12 protein-coding genes and 1 pseudogene are annotated in these 24523 nt (G+C 72.7%); 5 read left to right on the top strand and 8 right to left on the bottom strand.

The genetic code is table 11. From position 1 onward, the window contains the following. Positions 1 to 14 precede the first annotated feature (14 nt). The 5 genes and pseudogenes from ACWCRD_RS38245 (at position 15) to ACWCRD_RS38225 (ending at position 8525) form a co-directional block, all read left to right on the top strand. The gene (locus ACWCRD_RS38245; RefSeq protein ID WP_450970291.1) at positions 15 to 4004 is read left to right on the top strand and encodes an amino acid adenylation domain-containing protein; all 3990 of its coding nucleotides are present in this window, start codon (positions 15 to 17) and stop codon (positions 4002 to 4004) included. Continuing rightward, a pseudogene (locus ACWCRD_RS38240) lies at positions 4001 to 4150 on the top strand (MbtH family protein); the annotation flags it as partial. The gene ACWCRD_RS38245 and the pseudogene ACWCRD_RS38240, both read left to right, overlap by 4 nt. Positions 4151 to 4201: 51 nt before the next feature. Next, on the top strand, positions 4202 to 4906 hold the full coding sequence (locus ACWCRD_RS38235; protein ID WP_450970316.1) for a thioesterase II family protein: 705 nt from the start codon (positions 4202 to 4204) through the stop codon (positions 4904 to 4906). A gap of 49 nt (positions 4907 to 4955) precedes the next feature. Then, positions 4956 to 5780 (top strand): SDR family oxidoreductase, encoded by an 825-nt coding sequence (locus ACWCRD_RS38230; RefSeq protein ID WP_450970290.1) that lies wholly within the window; start codon positions 4956 to 4958, stop codon positions 5778 to 5780. A gap of 69 nt (positions 5781 to 5849) precedes the next feature. After that, complete coding sequence (locus tag ACWCRD_RS38225; protein ID WP_450970289.1) at positions 5850 to 8525, top strand: non-ribosomal peptide synthetase; 2676 nt, start codon at positions 5850 to 5852, stop codon at positions 8523 to 8525. Here ACWCRD_RS38225 and ACWCRD_RS38220 read toward each other — a convergent pair. The 8 genes from ACWCRD_RS38220 to ACWCRD_RS38185 all read right to left on the bottom strand — a co-directional run bounded on the left by ACWCRD_RS38220 (position 8491) and on the right by ACWCRD_RS38185 (position 24511). Continuing rightward, entirely contained in the window at positions 8491 to 10011 is a 1521-nt protein-coding gene (locus tag ACWCRD_RS38220) for a tryptophan 7-halogenase (RefSeq protein WP_450970288.1), read from the bottom strand. The genes ACWCRD_RS38225 and ACWCRD_RS38220 overlap by 35 nt on opposite strands. Further along, positions 10008 to 17987 (bottom strand): type I polyketide synthase, encoded by a 7980-nt coding sequence (locus tag ACWCRD_RS38215; RefSeq protein WP_450970287.1) that lies wholly within the window; start codon positions 17985 to 17987, stop codon positions 10008 to 10010. Before ACWCRD_RS38215 ends, ACWCRD_RS38220 begins: the two co-directional genes overlap by 4 nt. A 155-nt stretch (positions 17988 to 18142) precedes the next feature. Beyond that, entirely contained in the window at positions 18143 to 18277 is a 135-nt protein-coding gene (locus ACWCRD_RS38210; protein WP_450970286.1) for a hypothetical protein, read from the bottom strand. Between the two features lie 188 nt (positions 18278 to 18465). Beyond that, positions 18466 to 19155 (bottom strand): DUF4232 domain-containing protein, encoded by a 690-nt coding sequence (locus tag ACWCRD_RS38205; RefSeq protein WP_450970285.1) that lies wholly within the window; start codon positions 19153 to 19155, stop codon positions 18466 to 18468. Positions 19156 to 19345: 190 nt separating this feature from the next. Continuing rightward, a complete protein-coding gene (locus ACWCRD_RS38200; protein ID WP_450970284.1) occupies positions 19346 to 20947 on the bottom strand; it encodes an MFS transporter in 1602 nt (533 codons plus the stop codon). A 156-nt stretch (positions 20948 to 21103) separates the two neighbouring features. Next, on the bottom strand, positions 21104 to 21943 hold the full coding sequence (locus ACWCRD_RS38195; protein WP_450970283.1) for a PaaX family transcriptional regulator: 840 nt from the start codon (positions 21941 to 21943) through the stop codon (positions 21104 to 21106). Positions 21944 to 22028: 85 nt separating this feature from the next. After that, positions 22029 to 23264 (bottom strand): vWA domain-containing protein, encoded by a 1236-nt coding sequence (locus ACWCRD_RS38190; RefSeq protein ID WP_450970282.1) that lies wholly within the window; start codon positions 23262 to 23264, stop codon positions 22029 to 22031. Then, the gene (locus ACWCRD_RS38185; protein ID WP_450970281.1) at positions 23261 to 24511 is read right to left on the bottom strand and encodes an AAA family ATPase; all 1251 of its coding nucleotides are present in this window, start codon (positions 24509 to 24511) and stop codon (positions 23261 to 23263) included. Before ACWCRD_RS38185 ends, ACWCRD_RS38190 begins: the two co-directional genes overlap by 4 nt. Between the last annotated feature and the right edge of the window lie 12 nt (positions 24512 to 24523).

Below are 24523 nucleotides of genomic sequence, written 5' to 3'. Positions count from 1 at the left end.
CGAGACGAGGCGACATGACGCAGCCCGGGCCGGTCGACGTACTGCCCCTGACCCCGCTCCAGGAGGGCCTGCTCTTCCATGCTCTGTACGAGCACGAACGGGACGCCCCCGACGTGTACGTCGTGCAGCTGGTCTTCGAACTCGAAGGTCCGGTGGACGCCGGCCGCCTCCGCGCGGCCGCTCAGGCACTGCTGGACCGCCACCCGAACCTGCGGGCGGCCTTCCGGCGGCGGCGCGGCGGCCAGCCGGTACAGGTCGTCCCGCACCGGGCGACGCTGCCCTGGGCGGAGGCGGATCTGACCGGCCGAACCCTCGACACCGAGAAGGCGTGGACCGAACTACTCGACGAGGACCGCGCCCTCGGGTTCGACCCCGCCACTCCGCCCCTTCTGCGCTGCACCCTGGTCCGCACCGGCGAGCGCCGCCACCGGCTGCTCGTCACCCACCACCACATCCTGCTCGACGGCTGGTCGGTCTCCGTGCTCCTGCGGGAACTGCTCGCCCTGTACGCAGACGGCGACCCGGCCGTGCTCACGCCCGTCCCGCCGTACCGCACCTTCCTGGAGTGGCTGAGCCGCAGGGACCGCAGCGCCGCCGAGGCCGCCTGGCGGGATGCGCTGGCCGACGTGACGGAACCGACCCGACTGGCCCCGGCCGCAACTCTGGGCGCCACCGAGCCGGCGCAGGCACGGACCGAGCTGTCGGCGGAGACCGGAGCCGCCCTCACGGCATGCGCCAGGAGGCTCGGCGTGACCGTGAACACCCTCGTCCAGAGCGCCTGGGCGATCCTGCTCGGCCGCCTGACCGGCCGTGACGACGTCGTCTTCGGCGCCACCGTCTCCGGCCGCCCGCCCGAGCTCCCCGGTGTCGAGTCGATGGTCGGCCTGTTCATCAACACCATCCCGACGCGGGTCCGGCTGCGGCCCGAGGAGAGCCTGGGCGCCCTGTTCCGCCAGGTCCAGGACGGCTATGTTCGCCTCCTCGACCACCAGCATCTCGGTCTGGCCGACATCCAGCGGGCCATGGGCGTACCGGAGCTCTTCGACAGCATCGTCATCTTCGAGAACTATCCGGTGGATCCGGAGGCGACGGGCGACGGACGTGACGGCGATGGGCTCCGCGTCGTCGGCTCCAGCGGCCGCGACGCCACGCACTACCCCGTGACCCTCGTGGCGCTCCCCGGCCCCCGGCCCCGCTTCCGGCTGGCCTACCATCCGGGACTGTTCGACGCGGGCTGGGCCGAGGCCACGCTCGCCCGCCTGGTGCGGATCCTCGAGGCCATGGCGGCCGACCCGGAGCTCCCGCAGGGCCGTCTTGGGCTCCTGGAGCCCAAGGAACTCCCGCAGCGGCCCCGGCTCACGCCCCCTGCGACCCGCACCCTCACCGACCTCTGGTCGGCCCAGGCCGCGGCCACCCCCGACGCCGAAGCCGTCCTGGACCGCGGCACCCGTCTCACCTACCGCGAACTGGACGCCCGCGCCGAGCAGCTGGCCGGTCTTCTGACCGCCCAGGGAGCCGGCCCGGAGCGGGTCGTGGGCATCGCGCTGCCCCGCACGGCGGAGCTGGTCGTCGCCGTGCTTGCCGTACTGAAGTCCGGTGCCGCCTATCTGCCGCTCGACCCGGCCTACCCGGCCGGCCGGCTGGCGTACATCGTCGACGATGCCTGCCCGGTCGTCGTTCTCGCCACGGCGGAGACGGCGGGGGCGCTGCCGAAGGGCACACCGCTGCTCAACCCCTGCAGCGAGACGACGGGCCGTCAAAGTCCTTCTGTTCCAGGCTTTTCGGCCCCCGACAACCTCGCCTACATCACGTACACCTCCGGCTCAACCGGCCGACCCAAGGGCGTGCTGGCCACACACCGAAACGCCGTCGAGTTCGTCGAGTGGACCCATGCAGAGTTCGGCCCCGAACGGCTGGCCAAGGTTCTGTTCTCGACCTCGCTCAACTTCGACGTGTCGGTGTTCGAGATCTTCTCGCCGTTGCTGTGCGGCGGGCGTATCGAGATCGTCGAGAACCTCCTCGCACTCACCGAGAGCGCCCCACGGGACGTGGGTCTCATCAGCGGCGTACCCACGGTCATGGCCGGCGTGCTCGCCGAGCGGCCTGCCGTCTCACCGCACACGGTGGCCCTCGGCGGCGAACCGATCCCCGAACAGCTGCGGGCCGGCGTCGAGGCCGCCTTCCCCGGGGCACGGCTCGTCAACTTCTACGGGCCCACCGAGGCGACCATCTATGCCACCGCCTGGCAGTCCGGCGCCGACCCGGACGACAAGGGCGCGCCGCCCATCGGCCGCCCCCTCGCCCGCAACCTCGTCCACCTGCTCGACCACGCGCTGCATCCCGTGCCCGACGGGGCCGTCGGCGAGGTGTACGTGGCAGGCGGCGGCCCCGCCCGCGGTTACCTCGGCAGGCCGGGGCTGACGGCCGAGCGGTTCGTCGCCGACCCCTTCGGCGGGCCGGGGGAGCGCATGTACCGCACGGGCGATCTGGCGGTGCGCGGTTCCGACGGGCAGCTGCGTTTCCTGGGCCGGGCCGACCAGCAGGTGAAACTCCGCGGCTTCCGGATCGAACTGGGCGAGATCGAAGCCGTACTGGCCGCACATCCGGCCGTCGCCGAGGCGGCGGCCACGGTGGGGGAGGACCAGCGGGGCGGGAAACAACTCGTCGCCTACGTCGTACCCGCTCAGGGGGCGGCATCGGGAGCCGATGCCGACGGCCTCCGCGACCATCTCGCACGTGTCCTCCCCGCCCACATGGTCCCCTCGGTGTTCGTCGCGCTCGAAGCGCTCCCGCACACCGCCAGCGGCAAGCTGGACCGCAAGGCGCTGCCCGCCCCCGACGCGCCGCTCGCCGCGAAGACGGCCCCGCGTACCGAGCGGGAGGAGACCCTACGCGGAATCTTCGCCGAGGTCCTCGGCCTCGCCCCGGCCCAGGTCGGAATCCACGACAGCTTTCTCGACCTGGGCGGCCACTCCCTGCTGGCCCCCCGCCTGACCGCACGCATCCGCGCCGAACTCGGCGTCGAACTGCCCCTGCGTGCGCTCTTCCACACACCAACCGTGGCGGCGCTGGCCCGAGGCCTGGCCGAAGGCGACCACCGCGCAGAGCCGGACCGTCCCGGAGGGTCCGGCCACTCCGGCGGCTCGGGTACGGCCCCCGTGGGCCCTCTGCTCCCGCTGCGCACCCGAGGCGAGCACCAGCCCCTGTTCTGTCTTCCGCCGGCCTCCGGCCTGTCCTGGGGTTTCGCCGGGCTGGCCCGCCACATCAGCGCCGGCCGCCCGCTGTACGGCCTGCAGTCCCGTGGCCTGATTCCGGGCCAGGACCGGGCCGGCAGCCTGGCCGAGGTGGTCGCCGAGCACACCGCCCTCATCCGCGAAGTACAACCGCACGGCCCCTACCACCTGCTCGGCTACTCCATGGGCGGCCTGGTCGCCTACGACATCGCCGTCGGCCTCCAGGAGGCCGGAGAGCAGGTCGCGCTTCTCGCGCTGCTCGACTCCTTTCCCGGGGCCTGGATCCGACAGGGCCCCGCCCTGTCCGACCGCCCGGCGCTGCTGCGCAGCCTCCTCACCATCCTCGGCCGTCAGGTGCCCGAGGACGACCCGGAGCCACTGACCGAGAGCCGGTTCGCGGAGCTGGTCCGCCGCGTACCCGACATGCCCGGCAGCCTCGACGACAACGAACTGGCGGCCCTGGTCGACGTGACGGCCGACAACCGGCGCCTGCTGGGCGAGTTCACGCCCGAGTCCTACCGCGGTGACCTGCTCTTCTTCACCGCCGCACAGGATCCGGACGCGGTCCCGGGCCGCCACCGCTCCTGGCAGCCGTACGTCGAAGGCCACATCGACAACCACGACATCCCCTGCACGCACGGAGAGATGACCCGGCCCATGGCACTGGACCGGATCGGCCCGGTGCTGGACAGCCGGCTCCGGAAGCAGTCCGAAAGCCCCGAACATCTCGGCCGCAACCGTCCACCACAGAAGGAACAGGAACTGTCATGACCACCAACCCCTTCGACGACGACAGCATCGAGCATCTGGTCCTGGTGAACGACGAGGGCCAGCATTCCCTCTGGCCCGCCTTCGCCGAGGTCCCGGCCGGCTGGACCGTCGTACACGGCCGTGCGAGCCGGCAGTCCTGCGTGGACCATGTCAACGAGCACTGGACCGACATGCGTCCCAAGAGCCTGATCAAGGCGATGGGGGAGGCGACCAAGCTGGTGTGCCTTCCGTACGCCGGCGCGGGCGCCTCGTTCTACCGCCCCTGGGCCGATCTGGCCGGGGACGCGCTGGAGATCGTGCCGCTCCAACTGCCCGGCCGTGAAAGGCTGATCGACGAGGAGCCCTACCGGGATGCGCACAAGGCCGTCGACGCACTCCTCCTCCAGCTGCGGGAACGGCTCGGCACCGGCGACCACAAGGTGGCCCTCTTCGGGCACAGCCTCGGCGCCGTGCTCGCCCACGAACTCGCGCACCGCCTCGTCGCCGAGCCCGGCATCGACCTCGTCCGCGTGTTCGTCAGCGGCTCGCCGCACCCCGGTCAGAGCCGTGAACAGCGGGCCACCGGCCTGTCCGACGACGACTTCCTCGCCCGCGTCGGCGAGTTCGCGGGCTACAGCCATCCCGCCCTCGACGACCCGGAGATGCGCGAGATGCTCCTGCCCACCCTGCGCGCCGACGTCGAGATGCACGAGACCTACGTACCGAGCACGCCCCTTCCGCTGGACGCACCCCTCACGGTCATTCGGGGCGAGGACGACGCACTGGTCGGCCACGACGACGCCGCGTCCTGGAACAAGGCGACCGGCCGCGACTTCGAGCACGTGGAGATCCCAGGCGGCCACATGTATCTGACCGACTCCGCACCCGCCCTGGTCCGCCTGATCGTCTCGAAGCTGCCCTAGCCGCACCCCCCTCACCCCTTGCCCCTTCACGACCTCCAGGGAGTATCCGATGCGTCTGCACGGCAAGTCGGTCCTCGTCACCGGCGCCGCCCGCGGACTCGGCAGAGCGGCCGCGGTGGCCTGTGCGGCCGAGGGCGCCGACCTCACGCTGCTGGACATCTGCGCCGACCTGCCGGGCGTGCCCTACCCGCTGGGCACCCCAGGGCAGTTGGAGCACACCGCCGCGCTGTGCCGGGACGCCGGTGCGGCCGTCCTCACCGCGGTGGCCGACATCCGTGACACTCATGGCATACGGGAGGCGGTGACCCTCGCCGAGGACCGGTTCGGCCGGATCGACGTCGCCGTCAACAACGCGGGCATCGCCGCCCCCTCGGGCAAACCCGTGCACGAGATCGAAGAGGACGAGTGGTCCCTGATGATCGACGTGGACCTCTCCGGGGCCTGGCGGGTGATCCGTGAGGTCGGCGGGGCGATGAGCGCCCGGCGCGCCGGCAGCATCGTGAACGTCGCCTCCACCGCCGGGCTCGTCGGCTACCGCCATTTCGCCGGTTATGTCGCCGCCAAGCACGCCGTCGTCGGCCTCACCAAATCCGCCGCGCTCGACTTCGCGCCGACGAAGGTGCGCGTGAACGCGGTCTGCCCGGGGTCCGTGCGCGACGACGCCTGGGCCGAGGGCAGGATGCTCGCCGAGATCGCCAGGGCGCTGGAGGTGCCCGTCCACGAGCACGAGAAGACCTTCGTCGAGGCACAGCCCATGAACGCGCTGATCGAACCCGAGGACGTCGCCGCCGCGATCGTCTTTCTGGCCTCCGACGAGTCCCGGCAGATCACCGGATCGGTCCTGACCGTGGACGGTGGTTTCAGCGTCCGCTGAAACCCCCGCCCCGGACAACCAGAACGACAAGAACGACAAGAACGACAAGAACGACAAGGAGCACGGCCCGTGTCCGCGTTGCTGCCCGATCCCCATCTCCACGCGACCCACTGCCATGCGCTGCGCGTGCGGTCGGGCCACTCCCCGGACCTCGCCCGCCGACCGGGGCTGTGGATCGAGGACCTCTCCGTACGCGCGGCGGACCCTCTTGCAGAGCGCCGACGTGCCACCGAACTCGCCCGCCCCAGCCGCGATCCGCGCCGCGTCCTCCTGCGCTACGCCGACGGCCTGTCCGACCTGATCGTCGTCGCCCCGCGCGGGCGCTGGGACCGCACGGCCCTCGACCGGCTGGCCGCCGGGCAGCCCGTGGCACCGAACGACGTGCCCCCGGCTCCCGAGGCATCCCCGGCCGCGCCCGCCCCCGCCTGGGGCCTGGGCGGCGACGGCCCCGGCACTCCCCACGTCGTCGCCCTGGACCATGGTGGCGACGAGGCGAGCTGGCTCACGGCACTCGCCGTCACCCTGCGCCGCTACGACCCCGACACCCCACCGGTCATCGGCACCGACCACGGCAGCTTCACCGTCGAACCGGCCGCCACGCTCGGCGAGTCGAAGCCCTCCTCCACGACCGGCCCTGCTCTCACGGGACTGCTCTTCTCCGACACCGCCCTTCCCGGTGCGGGCGACACCGAGTACGTGCCCTGCCTCGCGCCCCCGTTCCCGCTCACCGTCTCGATCCTCCGGGACTCGGGCGGTCTGCGACTGCGCTGCGACCACCTGGACAGTCACTTCTCCGCTGAGATCGCGGCCCAGTTCGTACGGCATCTGGTGCACGTACACCAGCAGGTTCTGCACCGCCCGCAGACTCCGTCGGACGACGTCGAGCTCCTCGACGAGGCGGAGCGCGCCCGCACGGCGGCGCTCGGCCGCCCGCCCCGTTCCCTGACCACCAGGCCGGTGAGCCTGCCCGCGGCGCTCGCCCGGATCGTGGCGGCGGCGCCGGACCGTATCGCCGTGACCGATGGCAACACCGGTCTGACCTACCGCGAACTCGACGAGCGGGCCGCCCGGTCGGCGCACGGCCTGCGCGCACGCGGAGTCCGCGCCGGCGATCGGGTGGGCGTATGCCTGGAGCGCTCCGCCGAACTCGTCGTCACTCTGCTCGCCGTGCTGATGGCCGGCGCGACCTACGTGCCCGTCGACCCCGCCTACCCGGCGGAACGGCTCGCCCACACGGCACGGGACGCCGGTCTCGGCGTGGTGATCACCCGGCTCCCGGAGTTCCCGGCCGTGGCGGACTGCGTGCAGGTGACCCCGGACGAACTGGCGAAGGAGCCGGCACGCGGGTGGCCTGCACCGGAGGAGAGCACCAGCCCTCCGCCCCCCTCGCCCGATGACGCCGCCTACGTCATCTACACCTCCGGCTCCACCGGACGGCCCAAGGGCGTCGTCGTACCGCACCGCAATGTGATCGCCCTGGTCGACGCGACCCGCGACGAGTACGGGTTCTCCGAAGCGGACGTGTGGACCTGGTTCCACTCCAGTGCCTTCGATTTCTCCGTGTGGGAGATCTGGGGCTGCCTGCTGACCGGCGGGCGGCTGGTCGTGGTGCCGTACTTCGTCTCCCGTGAACCGGACCAATTCCGTGACCTGCTCGTCGCCGAGAAGGTCACCGTGCTCAGCCAGACCCCGTCGGCCTTCGCACAGCTCCTGGACGTCGACCACACCGACGTGTCCGTCCGGCTCGTCGTCTTCGGCGGTGAGGCGCTGGACACGCGGATGCTGCTGCCCTGGTTCGACCGGCACCCCGAGCGGTCCTGCCGGGTGGTGAACATGTTCGGCATCACGGAGACCACCGTCCATGTCACCGAGCAGACCCTCACCCGACAACTGGCGCTCGCCGCCACCCGCTCCGTGGGGCGCGCCCTGCCCGGCTGGCACCTGTACGTAGTGGACCCGGTCGGACGGCTGCTGCCGCCGGGGGCGGCGGGCGAGATATGTGTCGGCGGTGCCGGCGTGGCGCTCGGCTACCTGGGGCAGGAGGAGCTGACCGGCCGGCGGTTCGCACCGGACCCGTTCACCGGCGGCACCATGTACCGCAGCGGCGACCTCGGACGACTGCGCCCCGACGGACGGCTCGAACACCTCGGGCGGATCGACAGCCAGGTGAAGATCCGCGGCTTCCGGATCGAACTCGACGAGATCCGCTCCGTGCTGCTGGAGGACCCCGACGTGCGCACCGCGGCCGTCCTGGTACGTCGCGACGAGACGGCGGGCGCCGCCACGGCCAGGATCGATGCCTACGTGACCCTGGCGCCGGGAGGCGACCTTGCCGGGGTCCGCGATCGGGCCGCCGGCATCCTGCCCGAGTACATGCTCCCTGCCACCGTCACCGAGCTGGGCGCCCTCCCGCTGACCGCCAACGGCAAACTCGACGCGGCCAAGCTCCCCGCGCCGGCCGTCCTGCGCCCGCCCAAGCGGGACCCGGCCCCTGTCGCGCCCGCCCACGACGACCTCACCGCAAGTCTGACGGAGATCTGGAGCGACGTGCTGGGCGTGCCGGTCGGCCCGGACGACGACTTCTTCGAGCTCGGCGGCAACTCCCTGTTCGCCGTCCGCATCGGTGCCGCCCTGCGCGCCCGCGGTCTGCCGTCTCTGCGGCTGCGTGAGCTGTACCGCCACCCGACCGTCCGGGCAACCGTGACGAGTCTCAGGGCCGTGGCCGGGCAGGATCCACCCAGGTGAGCCCGTCCTCCGAAGCCACCAGCCCGCCTGGCCGTACCGGCGTCTCCTCCTCCAACGGCCCGCCGAACACTCCTCGTTCCTGCAGAACCGCACCCTCCTGGAACACCTCACGGATGGAGGCGGACTCGAAGAGCGGATTGCGCATGCCGTCGGAGTCCGGCAGCCGGCCCACCGCGGTGTCGAGTTCCGAGGAGGCCGTCGTCAGTCGGGCGCCCGCCTCCCCGAGCCCGCCGAAGCTCTCGTCCCCGGAGGCCAGACCGCCCACCAGTTCCACGAACGCCTCCAGTTCCGTCGCACCCACGTTGGTGACCTTGCGGGCCTTCCAGAAGTACGAACGCTCGTCCTGATGCATGTCGTAGAAGGAGACCAGGAACTCGTAGAACAGGCGGTACTCGTGCCGGTAGCGGGCCTCGAACTCGTCGAACAGGCGATCCTCGTCCAGCGTCCCGGCCAGGCCGGCGTTGATGGAGCGGGCCGCGAGCAGGGCACCGTAGGTGGCGAGGTGCACGCCGGAGGAGAGCACCGGGTCGACGAAGCACGCCGCGTCCCCGGCCAGCACCATGCCGGGCCGCCACAGCCGGGACTTCCAGTACGACCAGTCCTTGCGGACGCGGACCTGGTCGTAGGGCACCTCGGTGGCCTGTGGAACCCCCTGGAGGAGGTCGCGGACCTCGGGGCAGGAGTCGATCAGCCGGCGCCAGGCCGCGACCGGGTCCCCCTGTATCCCGGCGGCGTTCTCCCGGCTCACCACAGCTCCCACGCTGGTGAGGTCGTCACGGAGCGGGATGTACCAGATCCAGCCCTCGTCGAAGGCGGCGCAGAAGATGTTGCCGTCGTTGGGCTTCGGGAGCCGCCTGCCGCCGGCGAAGTAGCCGAACACCGCGATGTTGCGGAAGAAGTCGGAGTACGTCCGGCTGCCGCCGACCTCGGTGTGGATCCGGCTGCCGTTGCCGGAGGCGTCCACGACGTAGCGGGCCCGGGCCTCGCGGAGCTCGCCGCCGGGGCCGCTCCAGCTGACGCCCCGCACCCGCTCCTCGTCGGCGAGCACGCCTTTGACGCGGCAGTCCTCCCGTACGTCGACGCCCGCCCGGCGGGCGCCTGCCAGCAGGATCGCATCGAACCGGGACCGCTCCACCTGGTAGGCGAACGAGGTCGGGTCGGCCAGCCGTGGAGACAGGGCGAAGGAGAACTGCCACGGATCCCGGTTGCGGCCCCACCGGAACGTCCCGCCGCGCTTCAGCTTGAAGCCCGCCCGCGCGACCTCGTCCTCGACGCCCAGGATGCGGCACACACCGTGCACGGTGGACGGCAGCAGCGACTCGCCGATCTGGTAGCGGGGGAACGTCTGCTGTTCCAGGAGCAAAACGCGATGACCGCGCAGGGCGACGGCGGTGGCGGCGGTGGACCCGGCCGGACCACCGCCCACGACGATCACGTCGAACTCCTCAACTGCCTCACGGTCACCGGTGTGTTGGGCAACGGTCACTGCGCTTCTCCCAGCGAGTCGAGCCATGCGCGCAGGGCCGCCACGGTGGTCGGGGCGTGTTCCTGCATGAACGAGAAGTGGTCGCCCGGGACGTCGACCTCGGTGTGCGGCAGCGGCCAGGACGTCCGCCACCCGTCCGGGCCCGCGCTCGCCGCCATCTCCGGCGTGGGCCGGGTCGCCCGCACCAGCAGCGTGGGGGTGTCGACCGGTTCCGGGTCCCAGCCGAGGAACATGCGGGTGTACGCCCCCATGGCGGCGACGCCTGCGTCCTCGTCCCCGGCGAACCGGGTGCCGCCCAGCCGCGGCGCGATCACCGCGGGCAGCGCCAGCAGCCAGTCCTTGTCGCTGTTGCCGTCGTCGACGAGGTACGTGTCCAGCAGCACCTGCCCGAGCGGAGCGGCCCCCAGCGCTTCGAGCCGCCGGGTCACGGCGTGTGCCACGGCGCCCCCGGTGCTGACGCCGACGACCACGAAGGGCCTGCCGCCCACGTGCCGCAGCACCGACTCGGCGTGGGTGAGGGCCAGGGTCTCCCGGTCGGGCGGCACCGCACCACCCGCACCGATGCCCGGGTGCGGGAACTCCAGGACGTCCAACTCCCCTTGAAAGCAACCGTGGAAGCGAGCGAACTCCCCGCCCGGCGCACCGAACGTCGGGTGGGTGCCGGTGAAGAACACGAGCACCGGGCCGCCGGTTCCGGCACCGGTGGCGCGCCGCACCGGCGGGATCGCGTGCCGACGACTTTCGCCCGCGTCGAACGTCGGAACCGCCCAGGACGCCGTCACCAGCATCTGCATCCCGGCGACCACCTGACCGGCCTCGCAGACCCGCCGGTAGAGAGAGGACAGCGTCTGCGCGGGCCGCGGACCCGCGGTGCTCCTGGCGTCGGGCGCCCTCGCGGGCAGGTCGTCCTCCAGCAGGCCGAGGATGTGCCGGGCCAGCCCCTGAGCCGTCGGATGCTCGAACACCACGGCGGCCGAAAGACGCAGCCGCAGCGCCATGCTCAGCCGGTTGCGGACCTGCACCGCCATCAGCGAGTCGAAGCCCAGCTCGGCGAACGACCTGCCGGCCGGGAGCGCGTCGGCGTCCGGGTATCCGAGCACCGCGGCGACGTCGGCACTCATCAACTCCGTGAGCCTGCCCTCCCGCTGCTCGGCGGGCAGCTCGGCCAGCACCTGGCGCCACGCTCCCGGCTCCCACGCCTGCTCAGGACCCGGTCGGGCCTTCTCGGCAGTAGCCGTACGAGGGCGCACCAGGCCTTGGAGAAGCGGTGGCAGCGGCCCTTGGACGGAGCGCCGGCCCGCCCGGTCCAGCAGAACGGGCGCCAGCACGGGCCCGCCGTCGCGGAGCGCCGCGTCGAACAGGGCCAGACCCTGCGCCGTGGACAGCGGCCGCAGCACGTCACCTTCCCGCCGCAGTGCCCCGGCCATACCCCCTGCGGCCTGCCACGGCCCCCAGGCCAAGGACACGGCCGGCAGGCCGAGCCGGGTGCGGTGGCCTGCCAGGGCGTCCAGGAAGGAGTTCGCCGCCGCGTAGTTGCCCTGGCCCGCGCGACCCAGCAGACCGGACACCGAGGAGAACAGGACGAACGCCGACAGGTTCAGGCCCCGCGTCAGCTCGTGCAGATGGTAGGCCGCATCCGCCTTCGGCCGCAGCACCGCTGCCATCCGCGCGGGGGTCAGCGCGGTCAGCACCCCGTCGTCCAGCACTCCGGCGGCATGCACCACGGCGGTCAGGGCGGGGGCACAGCCGTCGATCACCTCGGCGAGTGCGGCACGGTCGGCCGCGTCGCAGGCCACGATCCGCACCTCGGCGCCCAACTCCTCCAGCGCGGCGTGCAGTTCCGCGGCGCCCGGCGCCTGGGGGCCCTGGCGCCCGGTGAGCACCAAGTGCCGTACGCCGTACGAGGTGACGAGATGGCGGGCGAGCTCCGCTCCCAGAGCGCCGGTACCGCCGGTGATCAGGACGGTGCCGGTCCAGTGAGGGTCATCTGCGGATGCGGTGCCGGTGGCACGAACCAGTCGCGGCACGCGCAACTGGCCCGACCGGATGGACAGTTGGGGTTGGCCTGTGGCCACCGCCGTCGGCAGGAGCCGTAGCGACTCGGGCCGTCCGTCCACGTCCACGAGGATGACACGCCCCGGTACCTCGGACTGGGCCGTGCGCACCAGCCCCCACACCGCGGCACCGGCCAGGTCCGGGTGCGGTGCGGTTGCGTTGCGCGTCAGCACCACCAGGCGCGAGCCCGCCGTGCGCGGGTCGTCCTGCCAGTCCTGCAGCGTGCGGAGCACCTTGGCCGTCAGCGTGTGCACGGCGGGCAGCGGGTCGGGCCCTGTCGCCGGGTCGACGGCCGTGAGGACGAGGGTGTCCGGTTCGGCTGCGGCGGTGTCCGTGACGTCCGGGAGCAACGTGCACAGGTCCAGCTCGTCCGGGCCCAGGAGCGCCCAGCGTGTGGTGGTGTCCCGTTCACCGTCGGACGGTTCCACGGGCGTCCAGTCGGGGCGCCACAGGCCGTGCCGCACCACGTCGAGTTCGGCCCCCGGGGCGGTCAGCTCCCGGGTGACGAGGGAATCCACACGCGCCACCGGGCGGCCCGCCGGGTCGGCGAGCGTCACCGAGAGCGCGTCCGCTCCGTTCGGGACGACCCGTACGCGTACCTCCGACGCCCCCACCGCATACAGTCGCACGCCGGTCCACGCGAACGGCACCCGGAGGGCCTCCGTCCCGGATCCCGTCAGCAGCGGTGCGTGCAGCGCAGCGTCCAGCAGCGCTGGATGGATGCCGAAGCGGTCGGCGTCCGTCAACCCCCCTTCGGGCAGCCGTACTTCCGCGAAGAGCACGTCCCCGCGCCGCCACGCCGACCGTACGCCCCGGAAGGCCGGCCCGTACCCGAGGCCGCCCTCGGCGAGACCGTCGTAGGCGTCCGTGAGGTCGACCTCGACGGCGCCCTGCGGCGGCCATGCCGTGAGCTCCGGGTCCGGCGGCGGAGTCTCCCCGGGGGCCGGGCCGAGCAGACCGGTGGCGTGCCGGGTCCAGGCGGGCTCTTCGTCCACGTCGGGGCGGGCGTAGACGTCGAACGGACGTCGGCCTGACTCGTCCGGCTTTCCTACGACGAGGTGGACGCGCACCCCGGTGTCCGGGGCCAGGGTGAGCGGGGCCACGAGGACGAGTTCGTCGAGGGTGTCGCAGCCGACCTCGTGGCCTGCCTGTACGGCCAGTTCCACGAACGCCGTCGCGGGGACGAGGACCGCCCCGGCGATCACATGGTCGGTGAGCCATGGGTGCGTGATCGGCGAAAGCCGTCCGGAGAACACCGTGCGGTCGGTGTCCGGCACGGTGAACGCCGGGCCCAGCAACGGGTGTTCGTGGGTGTCCGCCACCTGGGCCGGGGTGCGCGGCGCGTCCAGCCAGTAGCGGCGGCGCTGGAAGGCGTACGTCGGCAGGTCCACCCGCCGGGCCCCGCCGTCCGCGAACACCGCGGGCCAGTCGACCTGCGCCCCCTGCACATGGAGGCGGGCCACGGCGGTCAGGAGGGTCTGCGGCTCGTGCTCGCCGCCGCGGGTGGCGGGGACGCACACGGGCCCGTCGTCGTCCGGGCCGGTCAGGCACTCCTCGGCCGCCGCCGTGAGTGCGGGCCCGGGGCCGAGCTCCAGGAACGCCGAGACACCGTGGTCACCGAGCCAGTGCAGGGCGTCGGCGAACCGCACCGGCCGGCGGCAGTGCCGTACCCAGTACTCCGGGGAACACAGCTCCGCGGACTCGGCCAGGCGGCCGGTCACCGCCGAGACCACGGGCATCCGTGGCGGCCGGAAGGCCAGTCCCTCGGCGACCCGGCGGAACTCGTCGAGCATCGGCTCCACCAGCGGCGAGTGGAAGGCGTGGGCGACCCGCAGACGTACCGTCCTGCGGCCGCGCGCCTCGAACCCGGCCGCGACGGCGAGCACCGTCTCCCGTACGCCGGAGATCACCACCGAGCGCGGCCCGTTGAGGGAGGCGATCGCCACCCGGTCGCCGGCGTGCTCGAGCGCGGCGAGGACCTCTTCCTCCGTCGCGTGCAGCGACATCATCGCGCCGCCGGTGGGCAGTGCCTGCATCAACCGGCCGCGGGCCGCGACCAGTTCGGCCGCGTCGGGCAGCTCCAGTACTCCGGCGACATGGGCCGCCGTCAGTTCCCCCACGGAGTGCCCGGTCAGGAAGTCGGCGCGCACGCCCCAGGACTCCAGCAACCGGAACAGCGCCACCTCGAAGGCGAACAGACCGGCCTGCGTGACGTCAGTACGGTCGAGCAGGGCGGCCTCGGGTGAACCGCGCTCGGCGGACAGCACCTGGCCCAGCGGCAGTTCGAGACGGCCCTCGAGCTCCCGGCAGACCTCGTCGAAAGCGGCGGCGAACACGGGGAACGCGATGCGCAACTCGGCACCCATCCGGACGCGTTGGGCACCCTGCCCGGTGAACAGGAAGGCCGTGCGCAGGGCCGGGTCGGCGACGGCCCGCATCGAGCCGCGGCCGTCGGCGCCATCGGCGAGTGCGGTGAGGGCCGCCCGCATACGCGCCGGGTCGTCGGCCGGCACCATCGCCCGGTGCGCAAGCGCCGACCGGGACACGGCCAGGGAGAGGCCGACGTCGGCCGCGGAGAGGCCGGGGCGGGCCGTCAGGTGGTCGGCGAGTCGGCGGGCCTGAGCCCGCAGCGCCGTCTCGTCGGCGCCGGAGAGCATCCAGGGAACCGGCCCCGCAGCCTTCGATTCAGTGCTGGGCCCCTGCGGAGGCTCCTCCAGGATCACATGCGCATTGGTGCCTCCGATGCCGAAGGCCGACACACCGGCCCGGCGCGGTCCGGCGTCCGTCGCCGGCCACGGGCGGGCCTCGGTCAGCAGCTGCACCCGTCCGGCGGACCAGTCGACGTGTGGTGTGGGAGTCTGCGCGTGCAGGGTCCGGGGGAGTTCCTCGTGGTGCAGGGCCTGCACCATCTTGATGACTCCGGCGACTCCGGCGGCCGCCTGGGTGTGACCGAGGTTCGACTTGACCGAGCCGAGCCACAGCGGCGGCCGGTCCTCGGGCCGCTCCTGGCCGTAGGTGGCCAGCAGCGCCCGCGCCTCCAGGGGGTCGCCGAGCGTGGTGCCCGTGCCGTGCGCCTCCACCGCGTCCACGTCCTGCGCACGGAGCCCGGCGTCGGCCAATGCCCGGGCGATCAGCCGTTGTTGGGCCTGGCCGCTCGGGGCGGTCAGCCCGTTGGACGCGCCGTCGGAGTTGACCGCGGAGCCGCGCAGTACGGCCAGTACCGGGTGGCCGTGACGGCGGGCGTCGGACAGGCGCTCCAGCAGCACCAGGCCCGCGCCCTCGGCCCAGGCGGTGCCGTCCGCCGCGGCCGAGAACGACTTGCAGCGGCCGTCGGGCGCCAGACCGCGCTGGCGGCTGAACGCCGTGAACGGCTTGGGCGTCGCCATCACCGTGACCCCGCCCGCCAGCGCAAGGGCACACTCCCCGGAGCGCAGTGCCTGCGCCGCCCAGTGCAGCGCCACCAGCGAGGAGGAACACGCGGTGTCGACGGTGATCGAAGGCCCGTGCAGGCCGTAGACGTAGGAGATGCGGCCCGAGGCGACGCTGCCGGCCGAGCCCAGACCCAGATGGGCCTCCAGTTCGTGGGTGGTGAAGCGTGCGGAGTAGTCGCCGTGCATCACGCCCACGAACACGCCGGTGTCGCTCTCGCGGATCGTGGCCGGGGCGATGCCCGCCCGCTCCCAGACCTCCCACGAGGTCTCCAGCAGCAGCCGCTGCTGTGGATCCATGGCCAGCGCCTCGCGCGGCGAGATCCCGAACAGTTCCGCGTCGAACTCCGCGGCCCGGTGCAGGAATCCGCCCCGGCGGGTGTACGAGGTGCCGGTCCGGTCCGGGTCGGGATCGTAGAGGGCGGCCAGGTCCCAGCCCCGGTCGGTCGGGAAGTCCGAGGTCGCGTCCCGGCCCTCCGCCACCAGGCGCCACAGGTCCTCGGGCGATTCGACGTCACCGGGCAGGCGGCAGCCCATGGCGACGATCACCACCGGATCGTCTGTGCGCGCGTGCGCGGCGGAGGGCGGCACCATCGCGGTGGCCGGGGTGAAGAGAGTGCGGTGCAGGTGCCGCGCGAGCGCGGCCGGTGTGGGATGGTCGAAGACCAGCGTCGAGGGCAGCCGGAGCCCGGTCGCCTCGCCGAGCCGGTCGACGAGCGTGACGGCACCCACGGACGTCAGGCCCAGATCGGTGAACGGGTCGTCGGCGTGGAGCCGTTCGTACGGCCCGCCGTCGCAGACCGCGGCCGTCTGCGCGAGCACCGCCTCGTGCAGTGCCCGCTCACGCCCCTCCGGCGGCAGGGACAGCAGCCGCAGGCGCAGGGCTCCCGCGGCGGACGCGGGGGAGGACGGGGTCGGCCGGACCGCTCCCGTGACCACCGCGTGGCGGGCGATCTTGCCCGACGCCGTGCGCGGTACGGCCGCGATCTCGCGGATCTCGACGGGCAGTTTGTACGCGGCCAGCCGCGTACGGCACGCCTCCAGGATCTTCCGCGGGTCGAACCCTTCCGGTCCCGGGACGACGTAGGCCACCGGCACCTCGCCGAGGACGTCGTGCGGGATGCCCACCACGACCGCGTCCCGCACACCGGGGCAGCGCAGCAGGGCCTGTTCGATCTCCGTGGGGTGGATGTTCTCCCCGCCGCGGATGATCAGCTCGCTGACCCGGCCGGTGAGGGTGAGATGACCGTGTGCGACGCGCCGGCCGAGGTCCCCGGTGCGGTACCAGCCGTCGCGCAGCGCGGCCTTGGTCTCCCCCGGCCGGTTGTGGTAGCCGGTCATCAGGCTCGGGCCGCGCACCCAGAACTCGCCCTCGTCGCCGTCCGCGACATCGTTGCCGGAGCCGGGATCGACGACACGCACCTCCATGCCCGGCACCGGCGGACCGCAGGAACCGTCGACCCGCGGCCCGTGCGGACGGTTCACCGCGATCATGCCGCAGGTCTCGGTGCTGCCGTAGGCGTCGAGGAGCGGAGCCCCCAGCAGGTCCTCCACCGCCCGGCGCAGGGCGGGTGTGCTCGGGGCGCCCGCCACGATGCAGGTCCGCAGACCCGGCGGGGCCGGGGAGGGCTGCTCGCGGGCGGAGGCCAGCAGCTGGTGGTAGGTGGCAGGCACCCCGGCCAGGACGGTGTAGGGGCCGCCCAGGTCTTCGCGCGGTGCGCGCAGCTCCCGCAACAGGCCGTCGGGCGGAAGGAGTTCGGCGGTGATCCTGGCGCTCGCGCCGACCGCGGTGACGCCCAGGACGGCAAGGGAGTGCCCGAAGCTGTGGAACAGCGGCAGCGGCCACAGCAGCCGGTCCGCTGGGGAGAGCCCGAAGAGCGGGGCGTAACAGGCCGCCGCCGACCACAGGGCGACGCGCTGCGTGGACAGCACGCCCTTGGGGCGGTGGGTGGTGCCGGACGTGTAGAGCATCCAGGCGGGCTCGTCCAGGCCGAGATCGTCCCGCGGCGGCCGGGCGGGCGAGGGATCGGCGGCGACGGCGTCGAAGAGGACCGTGCCCTCCGGGGCGTCCTCGGGGAGCGGTCCCGGGCCGGTGAGCAGGACGCGTGGACGGCGCTGTCCGGGGCCCAGGCGGTGCAGCCGGTCCAGGTGCCCGGGGTCGGTGACGAGGACCGAGGCGCCGCTGTCCGCCAGGAAATGGGCGAGTTCCGCGTCGGAGGACCGGGGATTGAGCGGTACGCCGACCGCCCCAGCCCTGACGACGGCCAGCACACTCTCCACCGTCTCGACACGGTTGCCCAGGCAGATCGCGACCCGCTCGCCCCGCCGATGGCCGGTCCGGGCGAGGTACGCGGCAAGTCGTCCGGTGCGCTCCTCCAACTCCGCGTAGGTGACGGCGCGTACGTCGTCGGCGAACGCCACCCGTGACGGTGCCTCCGACGCGTGCGCCTTCAGCAGCTCCGGCAGCGGCCGGATCAGCCCGTCGTGCGTCATGTTCCTGCCCCTCCGGCGCGTGCTCGGCACGGCAGCCGTCAATCCCCTTGCAGGTCAATGACGTTGAGCCTACGGGGAGGAAGGCCGGGTGATCGAACATTCCGGCGGGGTGGCGCAAAGGAGGAGCCCCATGCCTCACCGGTGGGGCTCCTGCTTCACTGCGGGCCGAAGTCCGACGGATCCCAGTCGTGGCTGCTCGACGCGTGCGGTGCCTGGTCCTGCATCTGCTCCGCGGCCACACGAGCTTCGGCCACGACGTCACCGCGCTCGCGCAGCAGGCTCTCGTACACCGGTAGGTGATCGTTTCCGGTCGGGTTCGGTATCACAGTCTGTCCTTCTCCGTGGTGTGCCGGTCGTGCGGACTGGTCGGTCACGGATGCCGTGACCGACCAGCCAATAAATCAGGACAGGCGGACCGAATTGAGGAGAAGGAGAACGCCTTCGGTGTCCATGGTGAAAATGTCCTGTGGGCTCAGGACTAGGCGGCCGCCACGACCGTGGCCGTCACCGTGTTGTCGCACTCGGCGAAGACACCGTCGTCCAGGGCGACCTGGTGTGCCCCGGAGCCCGGCAGACCGACCACCAGCGTCGGGTAGGCGACCGGCTTCGCGCCGGACTTGCAGTAGCCGTCTGCCTCGCCCTGGACCTGGACGAAGGTCAGCTTCAGCCAGGCCTTGGCGCCCGGTGCCAGCTTGACCGGAGCGGCGGTGCCGGACGGCGTCACCTTCAGCGGGGCGTTGTGCTCGGGGGAACCGTTGCCCGCGCCGGCCACGGTGGGGTGGCCCTGCAGGATGCACGGCTTGGCGGAGACATTGGTGAACACGACCACTGCCGCTCCGGTTCCGGTGCCCGCCGGGCGGTCGGTGGCCTGGTGCGCCGTGACCTTCAGGGCGGTTGCCGCGCACGTCTTCACGGCCGTACCCGTGGAACCGGACCCGGATATGGGGGATGCCTTCGCGGTCGGAGCCTTCGACGTGGGCGCCTGGGAGGGTTCCTGGGTGGTCGTGCCCGGGGTGGTGGTGGAAGCGGACGGCGCGCTGCTCGGCGCCTTCGACGACGTTTCGGCCGCCGCCTTGGAGCCGTCGGCCTGACACGCGGTCACCGACAGGGCGGCCAGAAGGGCGGCGATCGCCGGCGCGGCCTTGCGGATGCCGTTCACGTACTGCATGGAGTCCCCCGAGTTCGGATGGTGCGGGGCCGGTCCTTCGCCGGCGCCCGACCATGGAGACATGACTGCCTCACCGGGGGTTTCGCCTGTGGGTCAGCTGTGACACGCGTGGATCTTCTGTGACAGTGCAGTGACGAGACGGCACCGGCCAGGTGGACCGGCGCCGTCTCGCACGGGGATCTCACGGGGGTCAGGCGGACGCGGGTTCGTCCTCCGCGATGCCCACCGTCGCGTCCTTGTCGGCCTTCCCGCGCAGCGCGATCACGCTGAGGAGGCAGCAGGCCAGGGCCGAGAGGCCGCAGATCACATAGCCGATGGCGTACCCGTTGCCGAGGGCTTCCAGGGCGAGGGGGACCGCGCCGCCCGGCGGGGAGGACGGCGGTACGGAGTTGGAGGCGAGCGGGCCGCCCTCCGCCGCCACCTGCCCGGCGGCCGCCTTGACCTCGGCGGGCAGATGGGAGGCGGCCAGCTTCGAGGTGAACTCGTCCGCCGCGCGGCTCAGCGCGATCGCGCCGATGACCGCCGGGCCGAGCGTGAAGCCGAAGTCGCGCAGCAGGCTGGTCGATGCGCTGGCCATGCCCGCGTAGTGGACCTCCACGGTGTTGACGGCCGTCGCCGTGATCGAGGAGACCGTCAGCGCGAAACCGATGCCGACCAGGCCGATGGGGAGGATGAGAGAGGTCAGGGCACGGTCGTGCACCGACAGGGTGGCGGCGATGAAGTCTCCTGTCGCCATCAGCCCGAGGCCGGCGCCGAGCACCCAGCGCGGGCTGACCTTCTCAAGGAGCCGGGAGATCAGCGGCATCAGCAGCAGTGTCCAGGCGTTGAGGAGAATGAACGCGAACGAGCCGCGCAGCGGGCTCTGGTGCTGGATCGGCCCGAGCCGGATGCTGGTCGCGTAGGCGGTGCCGAGGTAGCTGAACATGCCGACCACCGCGACGAACGACGCCACCGCGAACGCCCGGTTCTTGAACAGATCGAGCCTCAACAACGGGGAGGCGGCCCGGCTTTCGGCCACGACGAACAGGCCGATGAACACTGCGGCGACCACGTACGCGATCACCACCGGCGTCGCGGTCCAGCCGTCAGCCGGGCCCTGGATCACCGCGTAGAGCAGGGCGAACATGCCGATGCCGATGGTGATCTGGCCCGCCAGGTCGAGTGAACGGCCCTCCGGGGCGCTGGAGTTGTGTGCCAGCAGCTGGCTGAGCACGGTGCTGATCAGGGCGAGGCCCGTGACGACGATGAACGCCCAGCGCCAGGAGCCGTAGTTGCCGGTGATGCCGCCCAGGACGGGGGCGACGAAACCGCCGCTGGACAGCGCGGCCGCCCAGACCGTGATGGTGCGGGCCCGGTCCTTGGCCGAGTGGGTGCCCGCGGCGATCATCGCGAGCGAGGTCGGGAACAGCGCCGCCGCACCCAGACCGGCGATGGCCTGGCCCACCCAGAGCATGTGGATGCCGGTGCTGGCGGCGGCCAGCGCCTCGCCGACCACCAGCAGCGCACCGCCGCCGACCAGCAGCCGCTTGCGGCCGAAGAGGTCGCCGAGGACGCCGAAGGTCAGCTCCAGTACGGACACGGGCAGCAGGAAGGCGTCCGAGATCCAGGTCAGCTGCGAACCGACGGGATGCAGGTCCTCCTGGAAGAGCCCGTTGAGCGTGGCCGGCATGGCCAGGGCGATCTGTGCCAGACAGACCGCGAAGCAGCCGGCGATCAGGGTGCCGACGGGCAGGCCGCCGGATGGTTGCGAGGCGGCGGTGGCGCCGGTTTGAGTGCGCGTTTCGGTGGACACGTGTGCTCCCCTTTGAGCGGCTGGGCGGCTTCGAGCGATGCGGGGACGCCGAGAACGCGATGAATGTAGGGCAGTTTTTCGACGGCGGTCAATAGATTGCCCAGTAACGATGGGCATGGCTGTGCCCTGCGGGTGCTACCGCAGGTCCGTGCGGTGTTACGGGACGGCCACCCGGATCACATCGAGAGTGCTCGCGGCCGCCTGACGGGCCGGCTCCTCGCAGCGGCGCGCCAGCTCGTGGAACCGTTCCTCCGCGCGGGCCGCAGGCCAGTCCTCGGGCAGGTGCTCGGCGGGCAGATGGGGATCCTGGCGGACCTGGTCCAGCCAGTCGGTGTGCAGCAGCAACTGCCGTACGAGGGCGTCCGCCGGCGCGTCGGCGTCCGTGCTCCAGCGGGCCAGGAACGCCTCGTATCCCTTGGCGACGGACTCCACGTCGAACGCCGTGTGCAGGATCGTCCGGGCGTCGGTCGGGGCGACGGCCGTGGCGCCCTGGAAGACGCGCAGATACGGGTCGAGGTCCAGCCCGGCGACGATCCCGGGCACGTCCACCTGGCCGGGCGCCACCCACAGGCCGTTCTGCAGCGGCCCGAAACCGCTCCACAGCAGACGCGAACGCAGGTCGTGCCGCTCGCGCCGCCACGCCTCCGGGAGGGAGAAGCCCACCAGGGTCCAGGTGCCGTCCCAGGTGCGGTTGACCGCACCGGTGCACCAGATCCGATCGTGGCCGTCCTGCAGCACGCGGGTGGCGCGGGGCGTCGGGCCGAAGTACGTCTTACGGCCGCGCCGGTGCCGTTCCAGCAGGCCGCGCTTGACCATGCGGGTCAGCGTCGACCGTACGGCGTCCTCGGTGATCCCGGCCTGCCCGAACACGTCGATCAGACTGCTCGCCGACAGGGCGACGCCCCGGCCCAGGGCGTGAATGCCGAGGAAGCTCAGCATCAGCGACTGCGGCCGGGGTGCGCTGCCCGCCTGGTCCGGCGGATCGAAGCTGGTCACCGGGCAAGGGTAGATCCGGTCCTTTCCACCTCGGCGGACAGGTCGTGGTCCGCCGTGCCACAGGGGCGCGCCGGGCCGCGGTCACCTATCCGATCTCGACCACCCGGGCCCACCCGGGCGGCGCATCGGGCACATGGTCGGGATCCTCCTCGTCCCAGCCCGCGCCGTGCCGGGGGAACAAGCCCACCACCGTCCGGCACGCCGGCCGCGCGTCCGGCCAGGGTGTCTGACCGTCGGTCAGCACCACGACGACATCGGGGCGCGGGCGCGTGCGCAGCGCCTTGGCGAAGCCCGTGCGCAGATCCGTGCCGCCGCCGCCCAGCAGCGGGATGCCTTCGGCCCGGCACAGTGGGTGCGCGACCCGGGCCGCCGCGTCGCACGGCACGACGGTCACCAGGTCGCGGCGGCCGCCCACGGCCCGGGAGATCGCGGCGACCTCCAGCAGCGCGCTGCCCAGTTCGGCGTCACTGACCGACCCGGACGTGTCGATGATCACCGAGACCCGGGGCGGTCTGCGCCGCAGGCTCGGCAGTACGACGCCGGGCAGTGACGCCGAGCGCCGCGCGGGCCGGCCGTAGCTGTAGTCCTCGCCCGCGCCCGACCCCGAGGCCGCCGAACGGACCGCCGCGCCCAGCAACTCCCGCCACGGCTGCGGCGGATGGAACGCCTTCTCCGCCCACCGCCGCCATCCCTCCGGAGCGTTCCCCGGACGGCCCTTGAGCCCTTCCGCCACCCGGAACCGCACCGCGTCCTGTTCCTGCGCGCTCAGGCCGTGCGCGCCGTCCGGGCCCAGCTCCCACTCCCGTGCCAGTCCGTCGGCGCCGCTGCCGCAGTCCAGCCAGGCCATGCTCTGGGTCCGCGCGCCGAGCGTGAACTGGCGCAGGTAGTCCTCCATCAGCTGCCCCTCGGACAGCCCCAGGGCCGTCGGCCGCACCGCGCCCCGGGGCAGGACCAGCCCGTCGCCGTAGATGTCGTCGTTGATCTCGCAGTCCGCGGCGATGTTCATCCGCAGCCGTTCGCCGGGGCCGGTCAGCCCCCGCTCCCGGGCGACCCGGTCGCTGCGCCCGTGGTGGTCGCGCAGCAGATGCGACACCTCGTGCACCCATACGGCCGCCAGGTCCTCCACCGGCATCCGGTCCACGAAGCCCGGTGAGACATAGCACCGCCAGTGCCGGTCGACGCCCATCGTCGGCACCTGCCGCGACTCCACGGTGTGCAGGGCGAACAGCGCGGTCGCCAGATAGGGGCGGGCCCGGGCGGCCTGCAGCCGGGCCGCGAAGAGCTTGTCCAGGTCCAGTGCCCCGGGTGCGTCGGGACTCATCGGCCGGCCTTCGCGGTCACGGCGGCGCGGGCCGCCGCCTGGTCCGCCCGCCGGGACACGGACACCACTCCGGCGAGCTTCTCGATCGACGCCGGTACATCCCAGTCCTCGCGGCGCAGCGCGGCGAGCGTGGTCGCGGGCACCACCACCAGGTCCGGCGCTCCCGTTTCCAGCGCGCGGACCAGGATCGCCCAGGCCGCGTCCCAGCGGGGCTTCTCGGGGCGGCTGCGGACCGCCGCCACCACGCCGTCGAGCACGGCCTGGCGCAGATCCCCCCGCTCGGGCAGCTCCGCGTTCGCGGGGTCGGCCAGGAGCACCTCGGGGTCCGGCAGGTCCAACCGGTCCAGACTGGCCAGCAGTTCGAGGCCCGGGCCGTCGCCCACCGTGCCCCGGACCAGCAGCGAGAGCACGTCCCGGGAGGAGTCGGCCGCGGTCGCGAAGGCGATCAGGCGCAGCGTCATCTCCCAGCTCCGGGGCGACGGCCAGGCGCCGCCCCGCCGCATCTCGTTGCCGGGAAGCTGGTGTACGAGTTTGGGCCGTGCGGTGAGCAGCCCGCACACCGCACGGCGGGCGAAGTCCACCGCCTCCGACAGCTTCTCCGGTGAGAGCCGCGGCAGCGTGGCGCGCGGCCAGGTCCCGCCGAGGCCGCGGACGACGACCTCGTGGTCGTGGGTCCACTGGAGGTGTACGAAACGGTTGGCCAGCGGCGGGCTCAGCTCCCAGCCGTCGGCCGCCGAGGACCGCGGATTGGCGGCGGCCACGATCCGCACCCCGGGCGGAAGTCGGAGGGCGCCGATCCGGCGCTCCAGCACCAGGCGCAGCAGCGCGGCCTGGACGGCGGGCGGCGCGGTGGACAGCTCGTCCAGGAACAGCAGCCCCCGCCCGGCCCGCACCAGGCGCACCGCCCAGTCCGGCGGGGCCATCGGGACCCCCTGCTCCGCGGGATCGTCCCCGACGACGGGCAGTCCGGAGAAGTCGGACGGCTCGTGCACGCTGGCGATCACCGTGGTCAGCGGCAGGTCGAGGGCCTCGGCGAGCTGGGTCAGGGCCGCGGTCTTGCCGATCCCCGGCTCACCCCACAGCAGCACGGGCAGATCGGCGGCCACGGTCAGCGTCAGGGCTTCGAGTTGCAGGTCGGGACGGGGTTCGGTGCTGGCGTCGCGCAGCAGAATCAACAGCTCGTCGGCGACGTCGAGTTGGGAGCCGGAGGGGGTGACGGTGGCAGCGAACGGAGTGTGTGCAGGCATGTGTGTGGTCAC

The sequence above is a fragment of the Streptomyces sp. NPDC002092 genome (assembly GCF_053593775.1).
This window is presented reverse-complemented; position numbering and strand designations above follow the sequence as displayed.

Excerpts from the sequence above, each read along its gene's own strand:
- ACWCRD_RS38235 (WP_450970316.1), top strand. The coding sequence starts at position 4,202 with ATGGGGGAGGCGACCAAGCTGGTGTGCCTTCCGTACGCCGGCGCGGGC.
- ACWCRD_RS38245 (WP_450970291.1), top strand. The coding sequence starts at position 15 with ATGACGCAGCCCGGGCCGGTCGACGTACTGCCCCTGACCCCGCTCCAG.
- ACWCRD_RS38190 (WP_450970282.1), bottom strand. The coding sequence starts at position 23,264 with ATGAGTCCCGACGCACCCGGGGCACTGGACCTGGACAAGCTCTTCGCG.
- ACWCRD_RS38205 (WP_450970285.1), bottom strand. The coding sequence starts at position 19,155 with ATGCAGTACGTGAACGGCATCCGCAAGGCCGCGCCGGCGATCGCCGCC.
- ACWCRD_RS38215 (WP_450970287.1), bottom strand. The coding sequence starts at position 17,987 with ATGACGCACGACGGGCTGATCCGGCCGCTGCCGGAGCTGCTGAAGGCG.
- ACWCRD_RS38230 (WP_450970290.1), top strand. The coding sequence starts at position 4,956 with ATGCGTCTGCACGGCAAGTCGGTCCTCGTCACCGGCGCCGCCCGCGGA.
- ACWCRD_RS38185 (WP_450970281.1), bottom strand. The coding sequence starts at position 24,511 with ATGCCTGCACACACTCCGTTCGCTGCCACCGTCACCCCCTCCGGCTCC.